The organism is Nocardioides sp., from assembly GCF_025964975.1.
Lineage (GTDB): Bacteria > Actinomycetota > Actinomycetes > Propionibacteriales > Nocardioidaceae > Nocardioides.
On sequence record NZ_JAOPXV010000178.1, the window covers coordinates 1 to 23046 of the forward strand.

The 23046-nt window shown below is 69.2% G+C and carries 22 protein-coding genes; 7 read left to right on the forward strand and 15 right to left on the reverse strand.

All coding sequences use genetic code 11. The annotated features are described in order from the left end of the window. The 7 genes from ispG to JWN68_RS13495 form a co-directional block, all read right to left on the reverse strand. The coding region (ispG, locus tag JWN68_RS13465; RefSeq protein ID WP_297739739.1) for a flavodoxin-dependent (E)-4-hydroxy-3-methylbut-2-enyl-diphosphate synthase at positions 1-1070 on the reverse strand (1070 nt) is incomplete at its 3' end. Between the two features lie 44 nt (positions 1071-1114). After that, positions 1115-2449: a site-2 protease family protein gene (locus tag JWN68_RS13470; protein ID WP_297739741.1), complete on the reverse strand. Its 1335-nt coding sequence runs from the start codon at positions 2447-2449 to the stop codon at positions 1115-1117. Beyond that, a complete protein-coding gene (gene dxr / locus JWN68_RS13475; RefSeq protein WP_297739743.1) occupies positions 2446-3567 on the reverse strand; it encodes a 1-deoxy-D-xylulose-5-phosphate reductoisomerase in 1122 nt (373 codons plus the stop codon). The genes JWN68_RS13470 and dxr overlap by 4 nt, the downstream gene beginning before the upstream one ends. Next, positions 3564-4169 carry an AMP-binding protein gene (locus tag JWN68_RS13480; protein WP_297739745.1) on the reverse strand — a complete coding sequence of 202 codons (606 nt, stop codon included), beginning with the start codon at positions 4167-4169 and terminating at the stop codon, positions 3564-3566. Before JWN68_RS13480 ends, dxr begins: the two co-directional genes overlap by 4 nt. A gap of 30 nt (positions 4170-4199) precedes the next feature. After that, on the reverse strand, positions 4200-5432 hold the full coding sequence (locus JWN68_RS13485) for a saccharopine dehydrogenase C-terminal domain-containing protein (RefSeq protein ID WP_297739747.1): 1233 nt from the start codon (positions 5430-5432) through the stop codon (positions 4200-4202). Continuing rightward, positions 5429-6862, reverse strand: coding sequence for a gamma-aminobutyraldehyde dehydrogenase (locus tag JWN68_RS13490; protein WP_297739749.1), 1434 nt, complete (start codon positions 6860-6862; stop codon positions 5429-5431). The genes JWN68_RS13485 and JWN68_RS13490 overlap by 4 nt, the downstream gene beginning before the upstream one ends. Positions 6863-6996: 134 nt before the next feature. Beyond that, a complete protein-coding gene (locus JWN68_RS13495) occupies positions 6997-8643 on the reverse strand; it encodes an amidohydrolase (protein ID WP_297739751.1) in 1647 nt (548 codons plus the stop codon). Positions 8644-8800: 157 nt separating this feature from the next. Here JWN68_RS13495 and JWN68_RS13500 point away from each other — a divergent pair, with 157 nt between their 5' ends. Beyond that, positions 8801-10192 (forward strand): aspartate aminotransferase family protein, encoded by a 1392-nt coding sequence (locus JWN68_RS13500; RefSeq protein ID WP_297739753.1) that lies wholly within the window; start codon positions 8801-8803, stop codon positions 10190-10192. 249 nt (positions 10193-10441) lie between these two features. Here the strand turns inward: JWN68_RS13500 and JWN68_RS13505 are convergent, their stop codons facing one another. Genes JWN68_RS13505 through JWN68_RS13520 form a run of 4 tightly spaced genes read right to left on the reverse strand, consistent with a single transcriptional unit; the run spans position 10442 to position 14521 of the window. Further along, on the reverse strand, positions 10442-11245 hold the full coding sequence (locus tag JWN68_RS13505) for an ABC transporter permease (protein WP_297739755.1): 804 nt from the start codon (positions 11243-11245) through the stop codon (positions 10442-10444). Continuing rightward, positions 11242-12135 (reverse strand): ABC transporter permease, encoded by an 894-nt coding sequence (locus JWN68_RS13510; RefSeq protein ID WP_297739757.1) that lies wholly within the window; start codon positions 12133-12135, stop codon positions 11242-11244. The genes JWN68_RS13505 and JWN68_RS13510 overlap by 4 nt, the downstream gene beginning before the upstream one ends. Next, positions 12132-13271 carry an ABC transporter ATP-binding protein gene (locus JWN68_RS13515; protein ID WP_297739759.1) on the reverse strand — a complete coding sequence of 380 codons (1140 nt, stop codon included), beginning with the start codon at positions 13269-13271 and terminating at the stop codon, positions 12132-12134. The genes JWN68_RS13510 and JWN68_RS13515 overlap by 4 nt, the downstream gene beginning before the upstream one ends. After that, entirely contained in the window at positions 13271-14521 is a 1251-nt protein-coding gene (locus JWN68_RS13520; protein ID WP_297739761.1) for a spermidine/putrescine ABC transporter substrate-binding protein, read from the reverse strand. The genes JWN68_RS13515 and JWN68_RS13520 overlap by 1 nt, the downstream gene beginning before the upstream one ends. 159 nt (positions 14522-14680) lie before the next feature. Here JWN68_RS13520 and JWN68_RS13525 point away from each other — a divergent pair, with 159 nt between their 5' ends. Together JWN68_RS13525 and JWN68_RS13530 are read left to right on the forward strand one after the other, a co-directional pair. Next, positions 14681-15160: an Lrp/AsnC family transcriptional regulator gene (locus JWN68_RS13525; RefSeq protein ID WP_297739763.1), complete on the forward strand. Its 480-nt coding sequence runs from the start codon at positions 14681-14683 to the stop codon at positions 15158-15160. Then, a complete protein-coding gene (locus JWN68_RS13530) occupies positions 15145-16530 on the forward strand; it encodes an FAD-binding oxidoreductase (RefSeq protein ID WP_297739765.1) in 1386 nt (461 codons plus the stop codon). Before JWN68_RS13525 ends, JWN68_RS13530 begins: the two co-directional genes overlap by 16 nt. Before the next feature lie 9 nt (positions 16531-16539). Here JWN68_RS13530 and JWN68_RS13535 read toward each other — a convergent pair whose 3' ends face one another. Then, entirely contained in the window at positions 16540-17970 is a 1431-nt protein-coding gene (locus tag JWN68_RS13535) for a M1 family metallopeptidase (protein ID WP_297739767.1), read from the reverse strand. A 167-nt stretch (positions 17971-18137) separates the two neighbouring features. Here JWN68_RS13535 and JWN68_RS13540 point away from each other — a divergent pair, with 167 nt between their 5' ends. The 4 genes from JWN68_RS13540 to JWN68_RS13555 are packed head-to-tail and all read left to right on the forward strand — an operon-like array spanning position 18138 to position 21256. Further along, the gene (locus JWN68_RS13540) at positions 18138-19019 is read left to right on the forward strand and encodes an RIO1 family regulatory kinase/ATPase (RefSeq protein ID WP_297739769.1); all 882 of its coding nucleotides are present in this window, start codon (positions 18138-18140) and stop codon (positions 19017-19019) included. Between the two features lie 29 nt (positions 19020-19048). After that, a complete protein-coding gene (locus JWN68_RS13545) occupies positions 19049-19492 on the forward strand; it encodes a hypothetical protein (RefSeq protein WP_297739771.1) in 444 nt (147 codons plus the stop codon). After that, positions 19462-20127: an LOG family protein gene (locus tag JWN68_RS13550; protein WP_297739773.1), complete on the forward strand. Its 666-nt coding sequence runs from the start codon at positions 19462-19464 to the stop codon at positions 20125-20127. Before JWN68_RS13545 ends, JWN68_RS13550 begins: the two co-directional genes overlap by 31 nt. Positions 20128-20179: 52 nt before the next feature. Further along, positions 20180-21256 (forward strand): alanine racemase, encoded by a 1077-nt coding sequence (locus JWN68_RS13555; protein ID WP_297739775.1) that lies wholly within the window; start codon positions 20180-20182, stop codon positions 21254-21256. A gap of 2 nt (positions 21257-21258) precedes the next feature. Here the strand turns inward: JWN68_RS13555 and JWN68_RS13560 are convergent, their stop codons facing one another. The 3 genes from JWN68_RS13560 to rlmN all read right to left on the reverse strand — a co-directional run bounded on the left by JWN68_RS13560 (position 21259) and on the right by rlmN (position 23038). Then, positions 21259-21444, reverse strand: a complete 186-nt coding sequence (locus JWN68_RS13560) for a hypothetical protein (RefSeq protein ID WP_297739777.1) — start codon at positions 21442-21444, stop codon at positions 21259-21261. Positions 21445-21455: 11 nt separating this feature from the next. After that, the gene (locus JWN68_RS13565; protein WP_297739778.1) at positions 21456-21713 is read right to left on the reverse strand and encodes a PspC domain-containing protein; all 258 of its coding nucleotides are present in this window, start codon (positions 21711-21713) and stop codon (positions 21456-21458) included. A 221-nt stretch (positions 21714-21934) separates the two neighbouring features. Further along, positions 21935-23038 carry a 23S rRNA (adenine(2503)-C(2))-methyltransferase RlmN gene (rlmN, locus tag JWN68_RS13570; RefSeq protein ID WP_297739780.1) on the reverse strand — a complete coding sequence of 368 codons (1104 nt, stop codon included), beginning with the start codon at positions 23036-23038 and terminating at the stop codon, positions 21935-21937. Positions 23039-23046: the final 8 nt, after the last annotated feature.

Below are 23046 nucleotides of genomic sequence, written 5' to 3' on the forward strand. Positions count from 1 at the left end.
TCGACGATCTGTGACTCGGGGACGGTCTTGATGATCTCGCCCTTGACGAAGATCTGACCCTTCCCGTTGCCCGACGCCACTCCGAGGTCGGCCTCCCGGGCCTCGCCGGGACCGTTCACCACGCAGCCCATCACGGCCACGCGCAACGGCACCTCCAACCCGTCCAGGCCGGCAGTGACCTCCTCCGCGAGCTTGTAGACGTCGACCTGGGCCCGCCCGCACGAGGGGCAGGAGACGATCTCGAGCCGGCGGGGCTTGAGGTTGAGCGACTCCAGGATCTGGAGACCGACCTTGATCTCCTCCACGGGAGGGGCCGAGAGCGAGACCCGGATGGTGTCGCCGATGCCCTGGCTCAGGAGGTGACCGAAGGCCACGCTGGACTTGATGGTGCCCTGGAAGGCGGGCCCGGCCTCGGTGACACCGAGGTGCAGCGGCCAGTCACCGGCGGCCGCGAGCATCTCGTAGGCCCGCACCATCACCACGGGGTCGTTGTGCTTGACCGAGATCTTGAAGTCGTGGAAGTCGTGCTCCTCGAACAGCGACGCCTCCCACACGGCCGACTCGACCAGGGCCTCTGGCGTGGCCTTGCCGTACTTGTCCATGATCCGTTTGTCGAGCGACCCGGCGTTGACGCCGATCCGGATGGAGGTCCCGCGGTCCTTGGCGGCTCGGGCGATCTCGCGCACCTGGTCATCGAACTTGCGGATGTTGCCCGGGTTGACCCGGACCGCGGCGCACCCGGCGTCGATGGCGGCGTAGACGTACTTCGGCTGGAAATGGATGTCCGCGATCACCGGGATCTGCGACTTCTGCGCGATGGCCGGGAGCGCGTCGGCGTCGTCCTGACTGGGGCACGCCACCCGGACGATGTCGCAGCCGGTGGCGGTGAGCTCGGCGATCTGCTGGAGCGTCGCGTTGATGTCGGAGGTCAGGGTGGTCGTCATCGACTGCACCGAGATGGGGCTCTCGCTGCCGACCCCCACCGAACCGACCTTGATCTGCCGGGTCTGTCGGCGAGGGGCAAGAACGGGCGGGGGAAGTGCGGGCATGCCCAAACCGACAGACGTCATGAGGCAAGCCTACGGGGCGGGCCGGCGCCCTCCGGGTGTCCGGGTCAGCTGGTCAGATGCAGGGGTACGACGATGTCGCCGATGATCAGCACGACGCCCATCACCAGCAGGGCCAGGCCCATGACGTAGGCGATCGGCAGCAGCCGCGCGACGTCGACGTAGCCGGGATCAGGAGCCCCGCGCAGCCGGGCCCAGGCACGGCGCAGCCCCTCGTAGAGGGCACCCGCGATGTGACCGCCGTCGAGGGGCAGCAGCGGGATGAAGTTGAAGAGCCCGATGAACAGGTTGAAGCCCGCGATCAGCATGACGAGCGTCGTCACCTTGTCCTTGAGCAGGAACGACTCCTCGGCCGCCACCTCGCCCGCAAGCCGGCCACCGCCGACGACACTCACAGGACCGTTGGGGTCGCGTTCCTCGAGACCGACGATCGCCCTGGCCACGCCGTACACCTTCACCGGCAGCTCACTGAGCGACTTCACGACCTCGACGGTCATGCTGCCCATTTGTTGGACGGTGTAGATCGGACCGCCCGTCTCCGAGATCAGCCTCACCTCCGGGAGCACACCGAGGAAACCCACCTCGGTCAGCTCAAGGGAGCCCGCGTCGAGGGGGCGCGGCTGGACCGAGGTGGTGGCTTCGAGGACGACCTGCTCGCCGTCGCGCTCCACCACGATGGTCGCGCGGCCGTCGTCGTTGGCGCGGATGTCCTCCTGGACCTGCTCCCAGCTGGTGACGGGCTCGCCGTTGAAGGAGACGAAGCGGTCCCCCGCCTCGAGGCCCGCTGCGGCGGCGGGGCTCGGGTTGTCACGCAGCTCCTCGGCGGTGCAGACACGACCGTCCTCGTCGGCGGGCACGATGCAGGGAACCACCTCGGCGACGACGGGATCGACCTCCGCGTCGACGACCTGGCCGACGGTGGCGAAGATCCCCCAGAACAGGAAGAACGCGATGGCGATGTTCACCAGCGGGCCGCCGGACATCACGACGACCTTCTGCCACCACGCGCGCTTGTAGAACAGGCGGTCGCGGTCCTCGGGGCCGATGTGCTCCCACTCGGCGGCCCGGGCATCGCTGATCAGCTGCGTGAACATCCCGGTGTTGGACTTGCGGACGCGCGTCTCGTCGCCGTCCGAGCCCTTGCCGGGCGGCAGCATCCCGACGATCTTGACGTACCCACCGAGCGGGATCGCCTTGATGCCGTATTCGGTCTCGCCGATCTTCTTGCTCCAGACGGTCGGCCCGAAGCCGACGAACCACTGGGTGACCTTGCCGCCGAACTTCTTCGCCGGGATCAGGTGGCCGAACTCGTGCAGGCCGATCGAGGCCATGATGGCGACCGCGAAGACGACAACGCCGATCGTGTAGTAGAGCGCGGTCACGTCTGGTCTCCGATGCGTGCTGCGTCGATCATGCGGTCGGTCGTGATGTTGGCGGCATCACGCGCCCACGCGTCGGCCGCGAGGATGTCGTCAATCGTCAAGTGCTCCTTCGAGGGTACGTCGTGGCGCGCAACAACGTCGGCAACCACGGGAACGATGTCCACGAAGCGCAGCCTGCCCGCCATGAACGCCGCCACCGCCACCTCATTGGCGGCGTTGTAGACCGCCGGTGCGGTGGCACCCCGCTGTCCGGCGGTCCGCGCCAGGGACACGGCCGGGAACGCCTCGGCGTCGAGCGGGAAGAACTCCCAGGTCTCGGCCCGCGCCCAGTCCACCGGCGGTGCTGCGCCGGGCACCCGGTCGGGCCAGGCCAGACCGAGGGCGATCGGGATCATCATCGTGGGCGGGCTGGCCTGCACCAGCGTCGAGCCGTCGACGAACTCCACCATGGAGTGGACCACGCTCGTCGGGTGCACCACGACCTCGATCCGGTCGAAGGGGAGGTCGAAGAGCAGGTGGGCCTCGATCACCTCGAGCCCCTTGTTGACCAGCGTCGCGGAGTTGATGGTGATCACGGGACCCATCGACCACGTCGGGTGGTGCAGCGCCTGCTCGAGGGTGACGTGGGCGAGCTCGTCGCGCGTGCGACCGCGGAAGGGTCCGCCGCTGGCGGTCAGTACCAGTCGGCGGACCTCCGTGGCGGCGCCGCCACGCAGGCATTGGGCCAGGGCCGAGTGCTCGGAGTCGACCGGGACGATCTGCCCGGGCTTCGCTCGGGCCGTGACGAGGGGCCCGCCCATGACCAGGGACTCCTTGTTGGCCAGGGCCAAGGTGTTGCCGGCGTCCAGGGCCGCCAGGGTGGGACGAAGTCCGACCGCTCCGGTGATGCCGTTGAGCACGACGTCGCAGGGCATCGCGGCGGCCTCGGCCGATGCGTCCTCCCCGAGCCCGGAGAAGGCGGGAGCGAACTCGCTCACCTGGGCCTCGAACAGCTCCTCCTGCGATCCGCCCGCCGTCAGCCCGACGACGCGGAACCGGTCGGGGTTGGCTCGGATCAGGTCCAGCGCCTGGGTGCCGATGGAGCCGGTCGATCCGAGGATGACGATGTCGCGCCTCACGACCGTCCCGCCAGCACCAGCGTCCTGCCGGCCATCAGCGGGGTCAGGACAGGGTCGACCACCTCGCCAGCCGCCACGGAGAGGAGGTGCTGGGCGGTCAGCACGGGTGTGCCGCCGACGACGCGCAGCGGGGCGTCGCCCGAGAGCTCTGCACAGCCGGCGGGCTGGGTCCGTCCGGCGCGCATGGCCATCTCCCAGCCGAGCTCGCCGGTGTCGTCGACGGTGATGAGCGGGACCGTTCCGAGGTCGCGGCCCACGTCGAGGCCCGCGGCGGTGCCGGCGAGCACGAGCGCGGGCGTCGGGGACCGCTCGTCGAAGTGCACCGCGCCGACCCGGGCGCAGGCCAGCTGGGCGACCGTGTCCTCGAGCGGCGGCACGTCCAGGACGACCACCTCGTCACCCACGCCGACGCCGAAGGCCTGCAGCACCCCGGCGAAGGCACCGACCTCGGTCAGCAGTCCGGCGAACGACATCGGACGCTGCTCGTGGAGGAGCGCGACCTCCTCGGCCCGACCATGGATCACGTGGACGTCGAGGGCGTTGTAGCAGGCGTTGAGCATCCCCGCATCGTCCGCCGGCGCTCGGAACCAGGTCACGTCCATGAGGCCATCCTGTCGCATCGGCCCCAACCGTCAGCGAGCAGTCGCAACCTCGTCGTCGCGCTGTCCCCACGGGCTGCCGTAGTCCTCGAGCAACCGCAGGAACGGGACTGCGTCGAAGGCTTCCGGACCGAGCACGCCGTCGCCGGACCACACCTTCGTCGCCAGGAGCTCCAGGGCGATCACGGGGTTGATGGCGGTCTGCCACACCACGCACTGGTGGCCGTACTCGCGCATCGTCCACTCGTTGTCCACCACGTGATAGAGGTACGTCGACCGGGGCTCGCCGTCCTTGCCCTTCCCGGTCACCCACAACCCGGCGCACGTCTTGCCGACCATCCGCGGCCCGATGCTCGCGGGGTCGGGCAGGACTGCTGCGACGACGTCGCGCGGGCTGACCTCGACACCCTTGACCCGGACCTTCTCGGTGCGGTCGAGACCCAGGGTGTGCAGCACCTTGAGGATGTTGATGAACTCGTCGCCGAGGCCGTACTTGAACGTGACCTTCTTGGCGTGGACCCAGCGCGGCATCAGCAGCACCTCTTCGTGCTCTACGTTGACGCACTCCACCGGTCCGATGCCGTCGGGGAACTCGAAGACCTCGGGTTCGCTGAAGGGCGGGGTGGTGTGCCACTCGCCGTCCTCCCAGATGATGGGCGGGTTGAGGCACTCCTCGATCGTGGTCCACATCGAGAAGGACGGCGCGAAGACCTCGTGGCCGTCCTCGTCGGTCACCCGCAGGTTGGCCCCGTCACGCGTGCCGAGCTCGTCGATCTCGGAGAAGAGGTGGTCGGCTGCGTACCTGGCGAACACGTCCGAGAGCCCCGGCTCCACCCCGATCCCGACCAGGGCCAGGCGACCGGCCTGCGCCCAGGCCCCCGCGGCTGCGAACTGCTCGTCGCCGAGCTTCACCCCTGTCTTCGAGTACGGCGCCTTCGGGTGTGGTTGGGACAGTGACATGGCCATGTCGAGGTAGTCCGCACCGGCCTCGAGCGCCCCGCAGAAGATCGGCATGTTGAAGACCGGGTCCACCGCGTTCATGACGTGCGTGATGGCGTGGGCCCGGCACAGCGCGGCGACCGACTCGGCGGAGGAGGCGTCGACGCGGGCAGAGGCGAACCGGGGGTCGTCCTCTGCGGCACGGACGGCGCGGGCCTCGTCGAAGTCGGCGATCACGATGGCTTCATAGAAGTCGCGCCTCGCAGCGATGGCCGCGAACGCGCTGCCCACGCCGCCGGCGCCGATCAACAGGACGCGCATCATCATTTCCCGATGTAGGACATGACGTGCTTGACGCGCGTGTAGTCCTCGAGTCCGTACATGGACAGGTCCTTGCCATAGCCCGACTGCTTGAAACCGCCGTGCGGCATCTCGGAAACATACGGGATGTGGGTGTTGATCCACACGACACCGAAGTCGAGGCCGCGCGACATGCGCATGGCAGTGCCGTGGTCGCGGGTCCAGACGCTCGAGGCGAGGCCGTACTTCACGCCGTTGGCCCACCGCAGCGCCTCCGCCTCGTCGGAGAAGCGCTGCACGGTGATGACCGGCCCGAAGATCTCGTCCTGCACCTGCTCGTCGGTCTGCTGGAGACCGGAGAGCACGGTGGGCTCGTAGAAGTAGCCGGAGGCCCCCTGGCGGCGGCCACCGGCCTGGAGGACTGCGTGGTCGGGAAGGCGGTCCACCATCCCGGTGACCCGCGCGAGCTGGTCGGCGTTGTTGAGCGCGCCGTAGAGGATGTCCGGGTCGTCGGGCATGCCGGTGCGGGTGGCCTTGGCCTGGGCCGTCAGGGCAGCGACGAAGTCGTCATGGACGCCCGGCCCGACCAGCACCCGGGTGGCCGCGGTGCAGTCCTGGCCCGCGTTGAAGTAGCCCGCCTCGGCGATGCCCTGGGCGGCCCGCTGGACGTCGGCGTCGTCGAACACGATGACCGGCGCCTTGCCCCCGAGCTCGAGGTGGACGCGCTTGAGGTCCGCCGCGGCAGAGCCGGCGACCTCCATGCCGGCGCGCACCGAGCCGGTGATCGCGACCATCTGGGGCGTGGGGTGCTGCACGAGCGCGCGGCCGGTGTCGCGGTCACCGCAGACCACGTTGAGCACCCCTGGCGGGAGGAACTCCTGGGCCAGCTCGGCAAACATGGTGGAGGTGGCAGGGGTGGTGTCGGACGGCTTGAGGACGACGGTGTTGCCGGCCGCGAGGGCGGGGGCGATCTTCCAGACCATCATCGGCAGCGGGTAGTTCCAGGGCGTCACTTGGCCGATGACGCCGATCGGCTCGCGGCGGACGAAGGACGTGTGGTCCTCCATGTACTCCCCCGCCGACTTGCCCTCGAGCACGCGCGCAGCGCCGGCGAAGAACCGGAAGTGGTCCACCGTCGGCGGCATCTCCTCGCTGGCGGTGAGTCCGAGCGGCTTTCCCGTGTCGCGACACTCGGCCGCGACGAACTCCTCGGCGCGCGACTCCAGCGCGTCCGCCATCCGCAGAAGGGCCAGCGAACGTTCCTGCGGGGTCGTCCGGCCCCACGACTCGAAGGCGACCTGCGCTGCGGCGTACGCCCGGTCGACGTCCTGGGCGCCCGACATCGGGGCCGTCGCGTAGACCTCGCCGGTGCTCGGGTTGATCACGTCATAGGTCTCGCCACTGCTGGACTCGACGACCTCGCCGTCGATGACGTTGCGAAATGTCTGGTGTCCCATGAAGTCCGTCCCTGTGGCATGACCGTTGCTGATGAATCAGGAGCCTAGCCACTTCACAACGGAATCGATAGGGACCAACTACCGAAACAGATCAGATGCCCCCACATCAGGGGTCGTAGCCAATGATTTCGCAGTCAGGCAGATGATGCCGTCGCCACGACCTCGCCGTCGATCCACGTCGACCGCACCCGGGTCGCTCCGATCTCCTCAGCCGGGCCGCAGAAGGGGTCGCGATCCAGGACCACGAGGTCGGCCACCGCGCCCGGTCGGAGACGACCGGCGTCGTCGCGGTGGTTGAGTCGAGCCGACCCCGAGGTGTAGGCAGCGAAGGCGCGTTCGAGCGGCAAGGCCTGGGCCGGCAGGAACGCCTCCTCCCCGGCCCGGCCGCCTCCGGCGTACTGCCACCGGTTGACCGCGACGTGGATCGCCGCGAGGGGGTCCGGTGTCGACACCGGCCAGTCGCTGCCGGCGGCCAGGTCGGCCCCAGCCCGGTCGAGGTCGCCGAAGGGGTACTGCCACTCGCCGCGTTCGGCCCCCAGGAAGGGCAGGGTCAGCTCGGTCATCTGTGGATCGAGGAGGGCCCAGAGCATCTGGAGGTTCGCCGCCACCCCCAGGGCGGCGAACCTCGAGATGTCGTCGGGGTCGATCAGCTGTACATGGGCGATGTGGTGGCGCGGCTCGCGGTGCCCTGCTCGCGGGGTGGTCCCGGCGACGCCCTCGAACGCGTCGAGGGCCTCGCGCACCCCACGGTCACCGATGGCGTGCACGTGGACCTGGAACCCCTCGAGATGGAGGAGGGAGACGTAGCGCCCGAGGGCTCGGGCGTCGACGAAGCTGTGACCGCGATTGTCCGTCGAGTGCCCGCACCGGTCGAGGTACGGCGAGGACAGGGCGGCCGTACCGTTCTCGGCGACTCCGTCCTGCATGATCTTCACCGAGGTAGCGCTCAGCCGTCCGCTCGTGAGCTCTGCGCGTCGCCGCATCAGGTCGGCGACCTGCTCCTCACCTCGTTGTCGGTCCCACCACAGGGCACCGACGACGTGGGCCGTGAGGTCGCCGCGCTGGGCCGCACGCAGGTAGACGTGCGACGGGTCGTCCATCCCGGCGTACGCACCCAGGATCGCGTCCTGCCCGCCGGTGATCCCGAGCTCGTGCAGGTGGGCCTGCCCTGCCAGCAGGCCGCGGTAGCACTCCTCCGGGTCAGTGGCCGGGACGAACGCCCCGACCAGCTCCATGGCGCCCTCGTGCAGCGTGCCGGTCGGGCTGCCGTCGGCATCCCGCTCGAACCGTCCGTCGGCGGGGTCCGGTGTCGAGACGCTCACGCCGGCGACCTCCAGTGCTCGGGTGTTGACCCAGGCGCCGTGATGGTCGCGGTTGGGCAGGAAGACCGGGCGGTCCGGCACCACGGCGTCCAGGTCGTCAGCCCTGGGAGCGCCGCCGGAAAAGGCGGACATCGACCAACCGCCGCCCAGGATCCAGGGCACGTCGGGGTTGGCGGCGGCGTACGCCGCAATGATGGCGAGATACGCCTCTCGGGTCGCAGCTTCGGACAGGTCGCAGCGGATCCGCTCGAGGCCGCCCTGAACAGCGTGCACGTGCGCGTCGACGAACCCGGGCGCCAGCAGGCCCCCTGCGAGGTCGACGACCTCATCGCTGGGGACCTCGCCGACCTCGGCCTCGGGGACCAGCCGGGCGATCCGGCCGTCCTCGACGACGAGCGCCGTTCCGGCGCGGTGCGCGTGCCCGTCGAAGAGGTTGCCGTTGCGGAAGACAGTGACCACGTCCCGGCCCTTTCAGTGCTGATTTCGCATGGGAATCCCACCCTAGCCATGTTTTCGGCTGTCGAACCGGCACAGCGATACGGATTCACTTGCCGAGGCGCCACCGGACGGGGCAGACTGGCAGGCACCACACCTCCCAATCAAGGACGCGATACCCATGGCTACTGGCGACTACGACCACCTCCAGCAGGCCGCGCGCGATCACCTCTGGATGCACTTCACCCGGCACTCGTCCTTCGAGGACCACGACGTGCCGATCATCGTGCGGGGCGAGGGTGCCTACATCTACGACGCCAAGGGCCGTCGCTACCTCGACGCCCTGGCCGGGCTGTTCGTGAGCCAGCTCGGCCATGGCCGGACCGAGCTGGCCGAGGCCGCGGCGAAGCAGGCCAAGGAGCTGGCGTTCATGCCGCTCTGGTCCTACGCCCACCCCAGCGCGATCCAGCTCGCGGAGCGGGTCGCACAGAAGGCCCCCGGTGACCTCAACCGGGTGTTCTTCAGCAGTGGCGGCGGCGAGTCGGTCGAGACCGCGTGGAAGCTGGCGAAGAACTACTTCAAGCTGACCGGCAAGCCGATGAAGCACAAGGTCATCAGCCGGTCGATCGCCTACCACGGCACCACCCAGGGAGCGCTGTCCATCACCGGATTGCCTGGTCTCAAGGCCGTCTTCGAGCCGCTGGTGCCGTCCACCTTCCGGGTGCCCAACACCAACTCCTACCGCGCCTCCGAGATCACCGGCGGGTTCCTCGACGGCAGCGACCCCGAGGCCTTCGGCCGCTGGGCCGCCGACCAGATCGCCGTGGCCATCGAGGACGAGGGTCCGGAGACCGTGGCCGCCGTGTTCCTCGAGCCGGTCCAGAACGCCGGCGGCTGCTTCCCGCCGCCCCCCGGCTACTTCCAGCGGGTGCGCGAGATCTGTGACACCTACGACGTGCTGCTCGTCTCCGACGAGGTCATCTGCGCCTTCGGCCGGCTCGGGCACTACTTCGGCGCCGAGCGCTACGACTACCAGCCGGACATGATCACCTGCGCCAAGGGGATCACCTCGGGCTACGCGCCACTCGGCGCGATGATCGCCTCCGACCGGCTGATGGAGCCCTTCCTCAAGGGCCACGCGTCCTTCGCCAACGGCTACACCTTCGGCGGGCACCCGGTCTCGACCGCAGTGGCGATGGCCAACCTCGACATCTTCGAGAACGAGAAGGTCTTCGAGCACGTGCTCGCCAACGAGGACGCCTTCCGCACGACGCTCGAACGCCTCAAGGACCTGCCCATCGTGGGCGACGTGCGCGGCGACGGCTACTTCTACGGCATCGAGCTGGTCAAGGACAAGACCACGAAGGAGACCTTCGAGGGCGATGAGGCGGAGAAGCTGCTCCGCGGCTACCTCTCCAAGGCGTTGTACGACGAGGGCCTCTACTGCCGCGCGGACGACCGGGGCGACCCGGTGGTCCAGCTCGCGCCTCCGCTCATCTGCGACCAGACCCACTTCGACGAGATCGAGCAGATCCTGCGGGTGGTCCTGGACAAGGCCTGGTCGATGCTCTGAGGCGTACCGCCTCAGCACGCGCCCGGGACGCCGGGTGACCGAACACCGAGGCGTACCCTCCGCTCGAGCCCTGCCTCAGACAGGGCTCGAGCCGCGTCCGAGGTCCGCCGTGCGGGGTAGCCAAATGGGAGTACGTCGCCGATGTGACGCTAGCAACGCAGACTCGCACTGAACTACGCCGAGCCCACCCGCGGCGTGCTCGCGTCTCCTGACAGGCAAACGTTGGCTTCGTCCGACCGGCGCCGGTCCTCAGACCCGGGAGGCGCGGCGCGCGCGCACCTCGCCGGCAACGACGAGCGCCAGCGCCAGGAAGAACATCGCGGTGCCGACGACGTTGATCTGCGGCGGGATCCCCCGTTGGGCCGCGCCCCAGACGTACATCGGGAAGGTGACTTCTTGGCCGGCGTTGAGGTTGGTGATGATGAAGTCGTCGAACGACAGCGAGAAGCTCAACAGCGCCGCAGCCAGGATCCCGGGGAAGACGAGGGGGAAGGTCACCTTCCGGAACGTCTGGGTCTCGTTGGCGTAGAGGTCCATGGCGGCCTGCTCCAGACGCGGGTCGAGGCCGGCGAGCCGGGCCTTGACCGTGACGACGACGAAGCTCAGGCAGAACAGGATGTGGGCCACCAGGATCGTCCAGAAGCCCAGTGCGCCCGCCAAGCCGGACGAGACGAACAGGGCGAGCAGCGAGGACCCCATGACGATCTCCGGCGATGCCATCGGCAAGAAGGTCATGACGTTGACGCCGGAGCGCCCCCGAAAGCGGTGCCGCACGAGCGCGAAGGCCATCAGCGTGCCCAGGATGGTCGCGAAGAACGTGGCCATCATGGCGATCTCCACCGAGAGGACCACGGACTCGCACAGACCGTTGGGCAGGCAGGGTTGGCGCCAGTTGTCCAGTGTGAACCCGTCGAAGGAGTAGCCGATCCGCGAGGCGGGGTCGTTGAAGCTCATGAGCACCACGACGAAGATCGGGGTGAGCAGGTAGAGCAGCACCATCAGCCCGGCTCCGAGGACGAGGTGGTCCGCGACCCACTTCCCGGCGCGCGTCACAACAGCTCCTCGGTGCCGGCACGGCGGATGTAGACCAGCACCATCACCACGATGACCGCCATCAGCGTCACCGAGAGCGCTGCGGCCTCGGGGTAGGAGCCGCCCTCGAAGAGGTTCTGGATCACGTTGCCGATCATCTGGGTGCGGGGATTGCCCAGGAGCTCGGCGTTGATGTAGTCACCGGCAGCCGGAATGAAGGTGAGCAGGGTGCCCGCCACGAGCCCGGGCATGGACAACGGCAGGGTGACCTTCGCGAACGTCGTGATCGGCGAGGCATACAGGTCGGATCCGGCTTCCATCAGCCTGGGGTCCACCTTCTCGAGCGAGGTGTAGAGGGGCAGCACCATGAAGGGCAGGAAGTTGTACGTCAGTCCGGTCACCACCGCGAACGGCGTGGCCAGCAGGTGCCCGTCCGGCCCGAGGATGTGCACGAAGCGGAGGGCATCGGCGAACCAGGCCTGGTCACCCAGCAGCATCTGCCAGGACAGGGTGCGGATCAGGAAGGAGGTGAAGAACGGCGCGATCACCGCCACGAGCATGAGGTTCTTCCACCGACCGGCCTTGAAGGCGATGGCGTAGGCGAGCGGGTAGCCGAGCACGATGCAGGCGATGGTGGCCGCGGCGGCGTACGCGAAGGATCGCAGGATGTGCGATCGGTAGTCGGCCAACACGCTGACGTAGTTCTGCACGTGGCCCGTCATCGCGTAGCCGGTCTCCAGCGACCCCGCCGGGTCGTAGAGCGAGGTGCTCACGAGGCTCACCAGCGGGATGACGAAGAAGACGAACAGCCACAGCAGGGGCAGCAGGAGCAGGATGTATGCCGTGCGCGAGGCACCTCGCTTGGACGCGGACGCCACCGGCGTGGTCGACAGGAGGGAGGCAGCGCTCACAGGGCGTCCTCGCGCTCCACCCCGGCAGTCACGTCCTGCGCGGGGTCGAGCAGGAACGTGTGGTCGGGCGACCAGTGGAGGTCGACCGCGTCACCCACCCGGTAGGGGCTCCGTGCGCCGGTGTTCTGCTCGAAGACCATCAGCTCCTGGCCCCACGGCATCCGGGCGATGTACTGGGTGCTGACGCCGATGAAGCTTACGTCCGTGACGCGTCCGTCCCTCAGGACGTTGGAGCCGCCATCGGGCTCCGAGCCCGCCTCGGACAGGTTGAGCTTCTCCGGCCTGACCCCCACCCACACCTCGCCGGACTCCGTGCCCGAGACGCCGGGAGGAGCCTGGACCTTGGCGCCCTCGACCTCCACGTGGACGCGCGCCCCGCTGGTCGCGACGACGGTGCCGCAGATGAGGTTGGACTGACCGAGGAAGTTGGCGACGAAGGTGGTGTTGGGGTGCTCGTAGAGCTCGATGGGGCTCCCCATCTGCTCGATCACCCCGGCGTTCATGACGGCCACGGTGTCGGCCATGGTCATGGCCTCCTCCTGGTCGTGCGTGACGTGCACGAAGGTGATCCCGACCTCGACCTGGATGCGCTTGAGCTCGATCTGCATCTGGCGGCGAAGCTTGAGGTCCAGAGCGCCCAGCGGCTCGTCGAGCAGCAGGACCTGCGGGCGGTTGATGAGGGCCCTGGCCAGGGCCACGCGCTGCTGCTGACCACCGGAGAGCTGGGCCGGCTTTCGGCCGGCGTACTCCCCCAGCTCCACCAGCTCCAGCATGTCGTCGACGGCGCCCTTGACGTCCTTGCGTCCCTGGCGACGCAACCCGAAGGCGACGTTCTCGAAGATCGTCAGGTGGGGGAAGAGCGCATAGCTCTGGAACACCGTGTTGACCGGGCGTCGGTAGGGCTTGCGATGGGTGATGTCGTCGGACCCCAATCGGATCGTCCCCGAGGTCGCGTCCTCGAGACCGGCCACCATCCTCAGGGTGGTGGTCTTCCCACAGCCCGACGGGCCCAGCAACGCGAAGAACGCGCCCTGCGGCACGGTGAGGTCGAGGTCGTCGACGGCGACGAACGTCCCGAACTTCTTGGTCAGGCCCTCGAGCACGAGGTCGTCTGCGGGCGCATCGGGCAGGGACATCAGGCGCCGATCACCTGGTTGAACTCCTTCTCGTACCCCTCGCGCACCTTGCTGTCGAGGTTCTTGAAGGCGAAGGTCGTCTCAAGGTCGGTCGAGGTCGGGAAGATCAGCGGGTTTCCCACGAGCGACTCGTCCACCTCGGCCATCGCGTCTTCAGTGCCCTGGACCGGGCAGATGTAGTTGACCCAGGCGGACACCTTGGCGGCGACCTCGGGGTCGTAGTAGTAGTTGATCAGCTCCTGGGCATTCCCCAGGTGGTCGGCCTTGTTGGGCACCATCATGTTGTCGCTCCACAGGGCCAGGCCTTCTTCAGGCGTCACGAACTTGATGTCCGGGTTGTCGTACTGCATGGCGATGACGTCGCCCGACCAGGCCTCGCACGCGACGATGTCGCCCTTGTTGAGCGCTCCGGTGTAGTCGTTGCCGGTGAAGCGCCGGACCTGTCCGGACGCGACGATCTCCTCGAGGCGAGCCAGCGCCGCGCCCCACTCGTCGTCGGAGAAGTCCGACGGGTCGGCTCCGGTGAGCTTGAGCATGAAGCCCATGGTGTCGCCCATCTCGGTGAGCATGCTGATCTTTCCCTTCAGGTCCGCGCGGGTGACCAGCTCCTCGAAGCTCGACACCTCGCCGGTGAACTTCGAGTTGTAGGCGATGCCGGTCAGGCCGCTCTGCCACGGCACGGAGTACTTGCGACCCGGGTCCCACTCGGGTTCGCGCAGCGTGTCCACGAGGTTCGCCTCGACGTTGGGCATCGCCTTCATGTCGAGCTCCTGGATCCACCCCAAACCGATCATCCGCGCGGCCATCCAGTCAGTGAGGACGACGATGTCGCGTTCGGTGGGCTCGCACGCGCCGAGCTGGTTGCGCACCTTGGCGAAGAACTGGCTGTTGTCGTTGACGTCGGTGTTGTAGGTGACGTCGATGCCGGTCTGGGACTCGAAGGCCTCGAGCGTGGGCAGGCTCTTGCCCTTCTCGTCGATGTACAGCGGCCAGTTGGACCAGGTGAGCTTCTTCTCGGTCGTGCTGAGGTCCTTGCTGACGCACTCCTCGGCGGACTGCTTGGTGCCGGAGGTGCCGCAGGCCGCCAGCAATCCCCCCGAGGAGAGGGCCATGGTGCCGACTCCGGCGGTACGCAGCAGCCCCCGCCGGGAGAAGCTCGGGCCGCCTTGGCCGTACATCCCCCGCGCCACCTCGCGAGCCAGCCGGTCCAGCGCCGTGTCCCCGTGCCTGTCGTGCCGACCCTTGACCATGCCAGTCCTCCTCGCAGTGCGGTGCGTGCATGCCGGATCGTGCCATGCCAGCCGAGCGCTCACAAGGGATTCCGTTGGTCCGTAACGTGGTTGCAACGAATTCCGGTAGTTGGGCGCTACATATTGAACGACATCGCCAGCACTGACACCATGCCGAGAGTGAACACCCGAGCCAGCCAGTCCGATAGAGTCGCCCCCCTCGACGACGTCTCCAAGGCCATCATCGAACAGCTGCAGCAGGACGGCCGGCGGTCCTACGCCGCGATCGGCAAGGTCGTGGGGCTCTCCGAGGCGGCCGTGCGACAGCGGGTGCAGCGCCTCACCGACAACGGCGTCATCCAGGTCGTGGCCGTCACCGATCCCATGCAGCTCGGCTTCGCCCGACAGGCGATGATCGGCGTGTGTGTCAACGGCGCGCTGGGCCCGGTCGCAGACCAGCTGGCGAAGATCGACGCCATCGACTACGTCGTCATCACGGCCGGCTCCTACGACATCCTCGTCGAGGCGGTGTGCGAGAACGATGCCGACCTGCTCGACCTGATCTCGGAGAAGGTCCGCACCATCGAGGGCGTCACCTCAACCGAGACCTTCATGTATCTCGAGCTGCGCAAGCAGACCTACTCATGGGGTGTGCGCTGAGCCGCTACGAACGGTTGTCGCTCTGGCACGAGACGTCCGGCACGGACTGGGCGCCCCGAGCAGCGCTTCCCGGCGACGCCACGGCCGACGTCGCCATCGTCGGGGCGGGCTACACAGGACTCTGGACGGCCCACTACCTCGCGGCGGCGGACCCCGGCCTCCGCATCGTGGTCGTGGACGCCGAGGTCGCGGGGTACGGCGCATCGGGCCGCAACGGCGGCTGGTGCTCGGCCCTCTTCCCGGCCTCCATGGCCACCCTGGCCGGACTCGCGGGCCGCGAGGCGGCGCTGGCGCAGCACCAGGCGATGCGCGCGAGCGTGGACGAGGTCGTCGACGCCGCCGCTCGCGAGGGCATCGATGCCGACATCACCAAGGGCGGCACGATCGACCTCGCGCGCACGGAGGCGCAATGGGCGCGCGCGCAGGCAGACGTGGCCGACGCGCGCACCTGGGACCGCGGGGAGGACGAGCTGGCGCTGCTGGACCGAGCAGCGACCGACTCCCTCCTCCGGGCCAGGGGCACCCTCGGTGCGACGTACACCCCCGACTGCGCCGTCGTGCACCCGGCGAAGCTGGTCCGTGGCCTGGCGGACGCCGCCGAGCGCCATGGGGTCACGATCCACGAGCTGACCCGGGTGCGGGCGATCGCGCCACACACGGTGCACACCGAACGTGGCACGGTCCGCGCCGACATCGTGGTGCGAGCGACCGAGGGCTACACGTCGTCGCTCGCCGGGCACCGCCGGACCTTGGCACCAGTGCACTCGCTCGTCGTGGCAACCGCACCCCTGCCCGCTGCTCAGTGGGACGAGATCGGGTTGCGCCGACGCGAGACCTTCACCGACCACCGACACCTCATCGTCTACGGCCAGCGCACCGCGGACGACCGACTGGTCTTCGGCGGCCGTGGAGCGCCGTACCGCTACGGCTCGAAGATCCTCACCGACTTCGGCGGTCAGGCGGCGGTCTTCGAGCACCTGAGGGCGGCGGTCGTCGACCTCTTCCCGTCGCTGCACGACGTCGAGATCACCCACCGCTGGGGAGGAGCCCTGGGCATCGCCCGCGACTGGTGCGCCTCCGTCGAGCTGGACCGCGCCAGCGGACTCGCGTGGGCGGGTGGCTATGTCGGTGACGGCGTCAGCACCGCCAACCTCGCCGGCCGCACCCTCACCGACCTCATCCTGGCCCGCGAGACCGCACTGACCGGGCTGCCCTGGGTCGGTCACCGGTCACGGAGCTGGGAACCCGAACCCCTTCGCTGGACCGGGGTGAACCTCGGCCTGCGCGCCGCGGTGGCGGCGGACGCGGAGGAGCGACTGACCCGACGCCCCAGCCTCGTTGCCAGGGTGCTCAACCGGGTCCTGCACTGACGCTCAGCCTCAGCCCAACCCGTTGGGAGCCGTCTCTGCCGGCTTGGACCCGGTGCGCAGCCACGCCGTGAAGAAGTCGGTCAGGTTCTGACCGCTGATCTCCGCGGCCAGCGCCTCGAACTCCTCCGAGCTGCCGTTGCCACCGCTCTTCCGGTCCAGCCAGGTGCGGATGAGCGTCCAGAACTTCTCGTCGCCGATGCGGTTGCGCAGGGCCTGCATCGTCATGCCGCCGCGGACGTAGATCTCCTCGTCGAAGATGTGCGCCGCGCCGGGGTCGGCGATGGAGAGCTCCCAGAAACGGTCGGAGGCGGGGAGTCCTCGGTAGCGCTCGCGCAGCGTCTCGGCGGCCGGCTGCCCGCCGTGCTGCTCGGCGTAGCGCCATTCCATGAAGGTGGCGGCGCCCTCGTTGAGCCAGATGTCGCGCCAGCGAGCGACCGCGACGTCGTCGCCGAACCACTGGTGCGAGATCTCGTGCACGATCAGGCTGGTCGCGCGGCTGCCCACGGCGGGGTAGGTGGGCCGGGTCTGGTTCTCCAGCGCGAAGTAGACCGGGAGGCCGGTCGTGAGACCGCCGGTGACCGAGAACGGGTAGTCACCGAGGTCTGCGGAGAGGGCCTCGACCACCCCGGGCGTGCGGTCGAGCAGCTTCATCGACGCCCGCTGGTCGCCCGGCGAGAGCTGCTGGGACACGGCGTTGACCCACGGCAGGCCGTTGTCGGTGCCCCGCTTGATGGTGAAGTCGCCGGCAGCGAAGAACGCGAGGTACGGCGCCATCGGCTCGTCCGCACGCCAGCGCCAGGTCGTCCCGCGCTTCGTGCGCTTCTTGCTCACCAGCTTGCCGTTGGCGACCACCTCGCGGCCCTTGGCCACGGTGGTGCTGATGTCGAAGGTCGCCTTGTCGATGGGGTGGTCGTTGACCGGGAACCACCACGGCGCCATGTGCGGCTGGTTCATCGCGACCACTTCGCGGCGGTCCGCGAGCCAGTTCTTCTCCCCCGCATAACCCTTGCCCTTGGGGTTGCCGGCGTAGAAGACCTTGACGGTGTGGCTCGACCCCGCGGCGAGCGTCGCCACCGGGGAGACCACCAGCTCGTGCTTCTTCCGCTGGTTGAACCGCGCCTTCACGCCGTCGACCTTCACCTTTTTCACCGGCAGGAGGAAGTCGAGGTTGAAGCGCTTCAGCTCCACCGTGGCCGTCAGGTCGATCCTGGTCGAGCCACGCAGCTGGTACGTCCTGAGGTTGTAGCGGTTCTTGATCTTGTACGCCGCAACGTCGATGCCGCCGTTGCCGTCGAGCGGCCAGTAGGGGTCACCGATGCCGCTGGACCCGGCGATGGGAGCGGCGCGGTCCTCGACGGCGACGGCGTATCCGCCGCCGATCACCAGTGGCAGGAGGAGGGCCGCGGCCGCCGTACGGCGAAGTCGTCGTCGTGAGATCACCCGCCGAACATATCGCGACGACAAGTGGATTGCGCCGGGGCCGCGAGTGGTCGCACCATGGACCCAGCCGCACGCCCGGTGCCGGTGCCCAGATGAGAGGAGTCGTGACATGACGACCGATGTCTTCGGCCTGTCCGCAGTCCGTCCCTCCCACCACTGGAGCACCCTTGTCACACCGCACGCCTTCTCGCAGCACCCCGGGCTCGTCTGACGAGCTCGAGCCCACCTTCGTCATCGGCTTCCACGCCTACGACGAGGACCTCGCGCCCCACCAGCGCTGGTCCACCTGGTTCGATGTCGAGCCACTCATGCGCGGCCCAGAGCCGCGCCCCGACTGGGTCGTGACGTCCCAGGGCGCCATCGACACCGAGCTCGGCATCCAGAAGACGGGCAAGGAGGCCGACGTCTTCCTGATCGAGCGGGCTGATCCGCTCGAACCCGACCGGGGCGTCGTCATGGCCGCCAAGCGCTACCGTGACACCGACCACCGCACGTTCCACCGCGCCGCCAGCTACACCGAGGGACGCTCCATGAAGCGCTCGCGTGACGTGCGCGCCCTCAAGCGGAAGTCAACCTGGGGCAAGGTGGTGGCCTCCGGTGAGTGGGCGGCCTCCGAGTGGGGAGCCCTCAAACGCTTGTACGAGCTGGGTCTGCCGGTGCCCTACCCGGTGCAGATGGAGGGCACCGAGATCGTGATGGAGTGGATCACCCAGCTCGTCGACGGGCAGGTCGAGACGGCGCCACGACTCGCGCAGACCAGGCCGGCGCCGGACCTGCTGGAGCACTACTTCGAGCGGGTCGGCGACGCGTTGACGACGATGGTGCAGGCAGGCGTGGTGCACGGCGACCTGTCGCCGTACAACGTCCTCGCCGCGGGCGAACGGCTGGTCATCATCGACCTCCCGCAGATCGTCGACCTCGTCGGCAACCCGCACGGCATGGACTTCCTGCTCCGTGACTGCACCAACATGTGCTCCTGGTTCCGTGCTCGCGGCCTCGAGGTGGATGAGCAGGAGTTCTTCTCCGAGCTGATGGCGCACGCCTTCTGAGTCGTGCGCGCGCGTTCTAGAGTCGGCGCGTGCAGCATGGACGCGTCGTCGACCTCACCTCGCTGGCCGACCTGGACCAGCGCCTCGCGGCCGGGGCGCGGTCCCTGTCCGGCTGGCGGGTGACGGGCCTCGACCTGCGCGAGCGTGGTCCGGCGTTGGCCGGCGTCCAGGTTTCGGAGTCCCTCTTCCAGGCCTGCACCTTCGCCCCGGGTGACGAGGAGGCCGTACGCCGCCGCGGAGCCGTCGTCCTGCCCCGGCTCGACGGCGTGCCGGTCGAGCCATACCGCACGACGCTGTACTCGCCCTGCCATCTCTTCGACGTGCCCCACTACTCCGACTCCGTCGACGCCCGCGCCTACGCGTGGTCGCAACGAGCGCGGGACCAGGACGACGCGCTGGCGCAGGCCCTGCACGACCACTCGATCGATCTGGCACTCCAGGCGTGGACAGCGGCCGGTCGCTCGTCGGGGTGATGGGCGGGCACGCGCTCCAGCGGGGCTCGGACGGCTATGCCGAGGCGGCCCGTCTCGGCCGACTGCTGGCCGAGCGCGGCCTCACGGTGGCCACCGGTGGCGGGCCCGGGGCGATGGAGGCGGCCGACCTCGGGGCGTTCCTGTCGGCGGAGCCGGAGACCGCCCTCGAGGCTGCGCTCACCTCGCTGGCCGAGGTCCCCTCGTTCAACCCCGACATCGGCGCCTGCGCCGCCGCCGCGTTCGCGGTGATCGAGGAGCACTCCCCCGGCGTCGACTCGCTCGGTATCCCGACGTGGCACTACGGGCACGAGCCGCCCAACCCGTTCGCGACGGCCATCGCGCAGTATGTCCGCAACGCCACCCGGGAGGCGGTCCTGCTCGAGGTCTGCAATGCGGGGATCGTGTTCCTTCCCGGCGCCGGCGGGACGGTGCAGGAGATCTTCCAGGACGCCTGCGAGAACTACTACGCGGACGAGTCGTCAGTCGCGCCGATGGTGCTCGTCGGTGTCGAGCACTGGACAGGGACGGTGCCGGCGTGGCCCCTGCTCTCCTCGCTGGCCGCCGGTCGCGCCATGGAGCCGCACGTCCACCTCGTCGACTCGGTCGACGAGGCCGTTGCGGTGCTGGCTCCATGACGCCGGCGCATCTCGGATCACGCAACGGGCCACCGTACGGCACACTCAGGCCATGTCCGTGGACGTCGCAACGCCCGAGGTCCTGATCCACCGGGCGCGACTCGATGCCAACATCGCCCGGATGGCAGACGCGACCGCCAGTGCCGGCATCGGACTGCGGCCGCACGTGAAGACCCACAAGGTGCTGGAGATCGCCCGGTCACAGCTTGCTGCGGGTGCCGTGGGCCTGACGGTGGCCACGGTCGGTGAGGCGGAGGTCTTCGTCGCCGACGGCGCGACGGACGTCCTGATCGCCTACCCCCTCTGGGCCACCTCTGAGATCGGGCGCAGGCTGCAAGCGCTGGTCGAGCGGGCCACGATCACCGTCGGCGTGGACTCACCGGAGGGCGCCGCCAACCTCGCCCAGCACCTGGGTGCCTCGGCGTCGCGCATCGAGGCGTGGGTGGAGGTCGACTCGGGCCACCACCGCAGCGGGGTCCGTCCCGGCTCGGTCGAGGAGGACCGGATCGCTGACGGCACCGGCCTGGGGCTGACAGGGGTCTTCACCTTCCCCGGGCACGGCTACCTGCCGGGCCAGGCGAAGGACGCTGCGAGGCAAGAAGGAGAGGCGCTGTCCTCGGTGGCGGCGCGGTTGAGGGCCGCGGGCCACGACATCCGCCACGCGAGTGGTGGGTCGAGTCCGTCCGTCGCGTTCAGCTCACCCGACCACGTCACCGAGGTCCGCCCAGGTGTGTACGCGCTGGGTGACGCCCAGCAGTTCGAGCTGGGACGCTGCGGCTGGGACGACATCGCCCTGTCGGTCGCAACCACTGTCGTGAGTCAGCGGGTGGAATCGCGGGAGCTCATCGCGAACGCGGGCAGCAAGGTGCTGGGCAGCGACCGGCCGGCTTGGACCACGGGCTACGGGCGGGTCCTCGAGGCCCAGGGCGCACGGGTCACAGCTCTGTCCGAGCACCACGCCACCGTCCGGTGGCCGGACGAAGGGCGCATGCCCGCCCTCGGCGAGCAGATCCGGCTGATACCGAACCACGTGTGCCTCACCATGAACCTCCTCGACGAGGTCGCCGTCGTCGAGGACGACATCGTCGTGGACCGCTGGGTCGTGGCAGCCCGGGGCAGGAACCGCTGAGGTCAGCGCAGTCGCCGCGGCCGATTGAGGGACACGCAGTGGATGAGCGCATCCCGTCGCGCAGCGCGGATCTCGTCGCGCTTCGCCCGGCAGTCCGCGCAGCGCGCGAAGGACTCGCAGCACTGCGCTTCACGAGCGCGGGCCTCGAGCTGACCGGCGTACGCGCTCCTGCTCAGAGTAATCTCCATGGCGGTGAGGCTCAGGCGGTCGGGGACGGAACCGAGGACCCGGGAGCGGCGGCGGCCTGCTCCTCGGTCGGCATGAGGATCCACAGCACCGGGTAGATGAGCAGCTGGCTGCCGGGCACGACCATGAGCAGCAGCACGAAGACCAAGCGGGAGATCCACGGCGTCAGGCCGAACCGACGGCCCAGGCCGGCGCAGACACCACCCAGGATCCCGTCCTCTCCCGAGCGGATGAGGCCCTGCTGGGCCAGGGTGGTGCGGATGTCGTTCATGGTGTGTCCTCTGGATCGATCGGCTGGTAGGAACAGCCTGCGCCCGGCGCAGCGTCTTCACCATCGGGATCGGCCCTGGTCCGACCCCCACCTTTGCCTCGGGGATGGCCCCGGCGACTCAGCGTCGACCCCGACCACGCGACGGAGTTGGTCAGGACAGCGATGACAGTGGCTGTCCCTGCCGTCCGGCGCAAGCCGGACCGAGTGCGCTGACGCCGGTCCTACTCGGACGCGGCGAGCTGCCCGCAGGCGCCGTCGATCTCCCGGCCGCGGGTGTCGCGGACCGTGGTGGAGATGCCCTTGGCCTCGAGCCGGCGCACGAACTCGCGCTCGTCCTTGGGGTCGCTGGCCGTCCACTTGGAGCCCGGAGTGGGGTTGAGCGGGATGAGGTTGACGTGCACCCAGCCCCAGTCGCCGTACGAGTTGAGGACGTCGCCGAGGAGGTCGGCACGCCAGGCCTGGTCGTTGATCCCGCGCATCATGGCGTACTCGATCGACACGCGGCGCTTGGTCTTGGCGGCGTAGTCCCACGCCGACTCCACGGTCTCGGCGACCGAGAAGCGGGTGTTGATCGGCACCAGCTCGTTGCGGAGCTCGTCGTCGGGCGCGTGCAGGCTCAGCGCCAGCGTCACCGGGATTCCCTCGTCGGTGAGCTGCCTGATGCGCGGCACCAGGCCGACGGTCGACACGGTGATGCCGCGGGCGCTCATGCCCAGGCCCGCGGGGCTGGGGTCCACGAGGCGGCGTACGGCCCCGATCACGGCCTTGTAGTTGGCGAGCGGCTCGCCCATGCCCATGAACACCACGTTGGACACGCGTCCCGGTCCGCCGGCGACCTCGCCCCGGGCCATCGACCGGGCGCCGGCGACGACCTGCTCGACGATCTCGGCCGTGGACATGTTGCGCTGGAGACCGCCCTGGCCGGTGGCGCAGAACGGGCAGGCCATGCCGCAACCGGCCTGGCTGGAGACGCACACGGTCGCGCGGTCGGGGTAGCGCATCAGCACGGACTCGACGAGGGCGCCGTCGAAGAGCTTCCAGAGCGTCTTGCGGGTCGTGCCCTTGTCGGCCTCGAGCGTGCGCAGCGGTGTCATGAGGTGCGGGAGCAGGGCACTGACGAGCTCGTCGCGCTGCCCGGCCGGCAGGTCCGTCATCTCGGCGGGATCGTCGGCGAGGCGCCCGAAGTAGTGGTGGGAGAGCGGCGTGGCGCGGAAGCCGGGCAGCCCCATCTCGGTCAGCAGGTCCTTGCGGCCGGCTTCGTCGAGGTCGGCGAGGTGGCGCGGCGGCTTCTTGCGGCCGCGTGGCTCGTCGAAGACGAGGGGCAGGGTCTTGA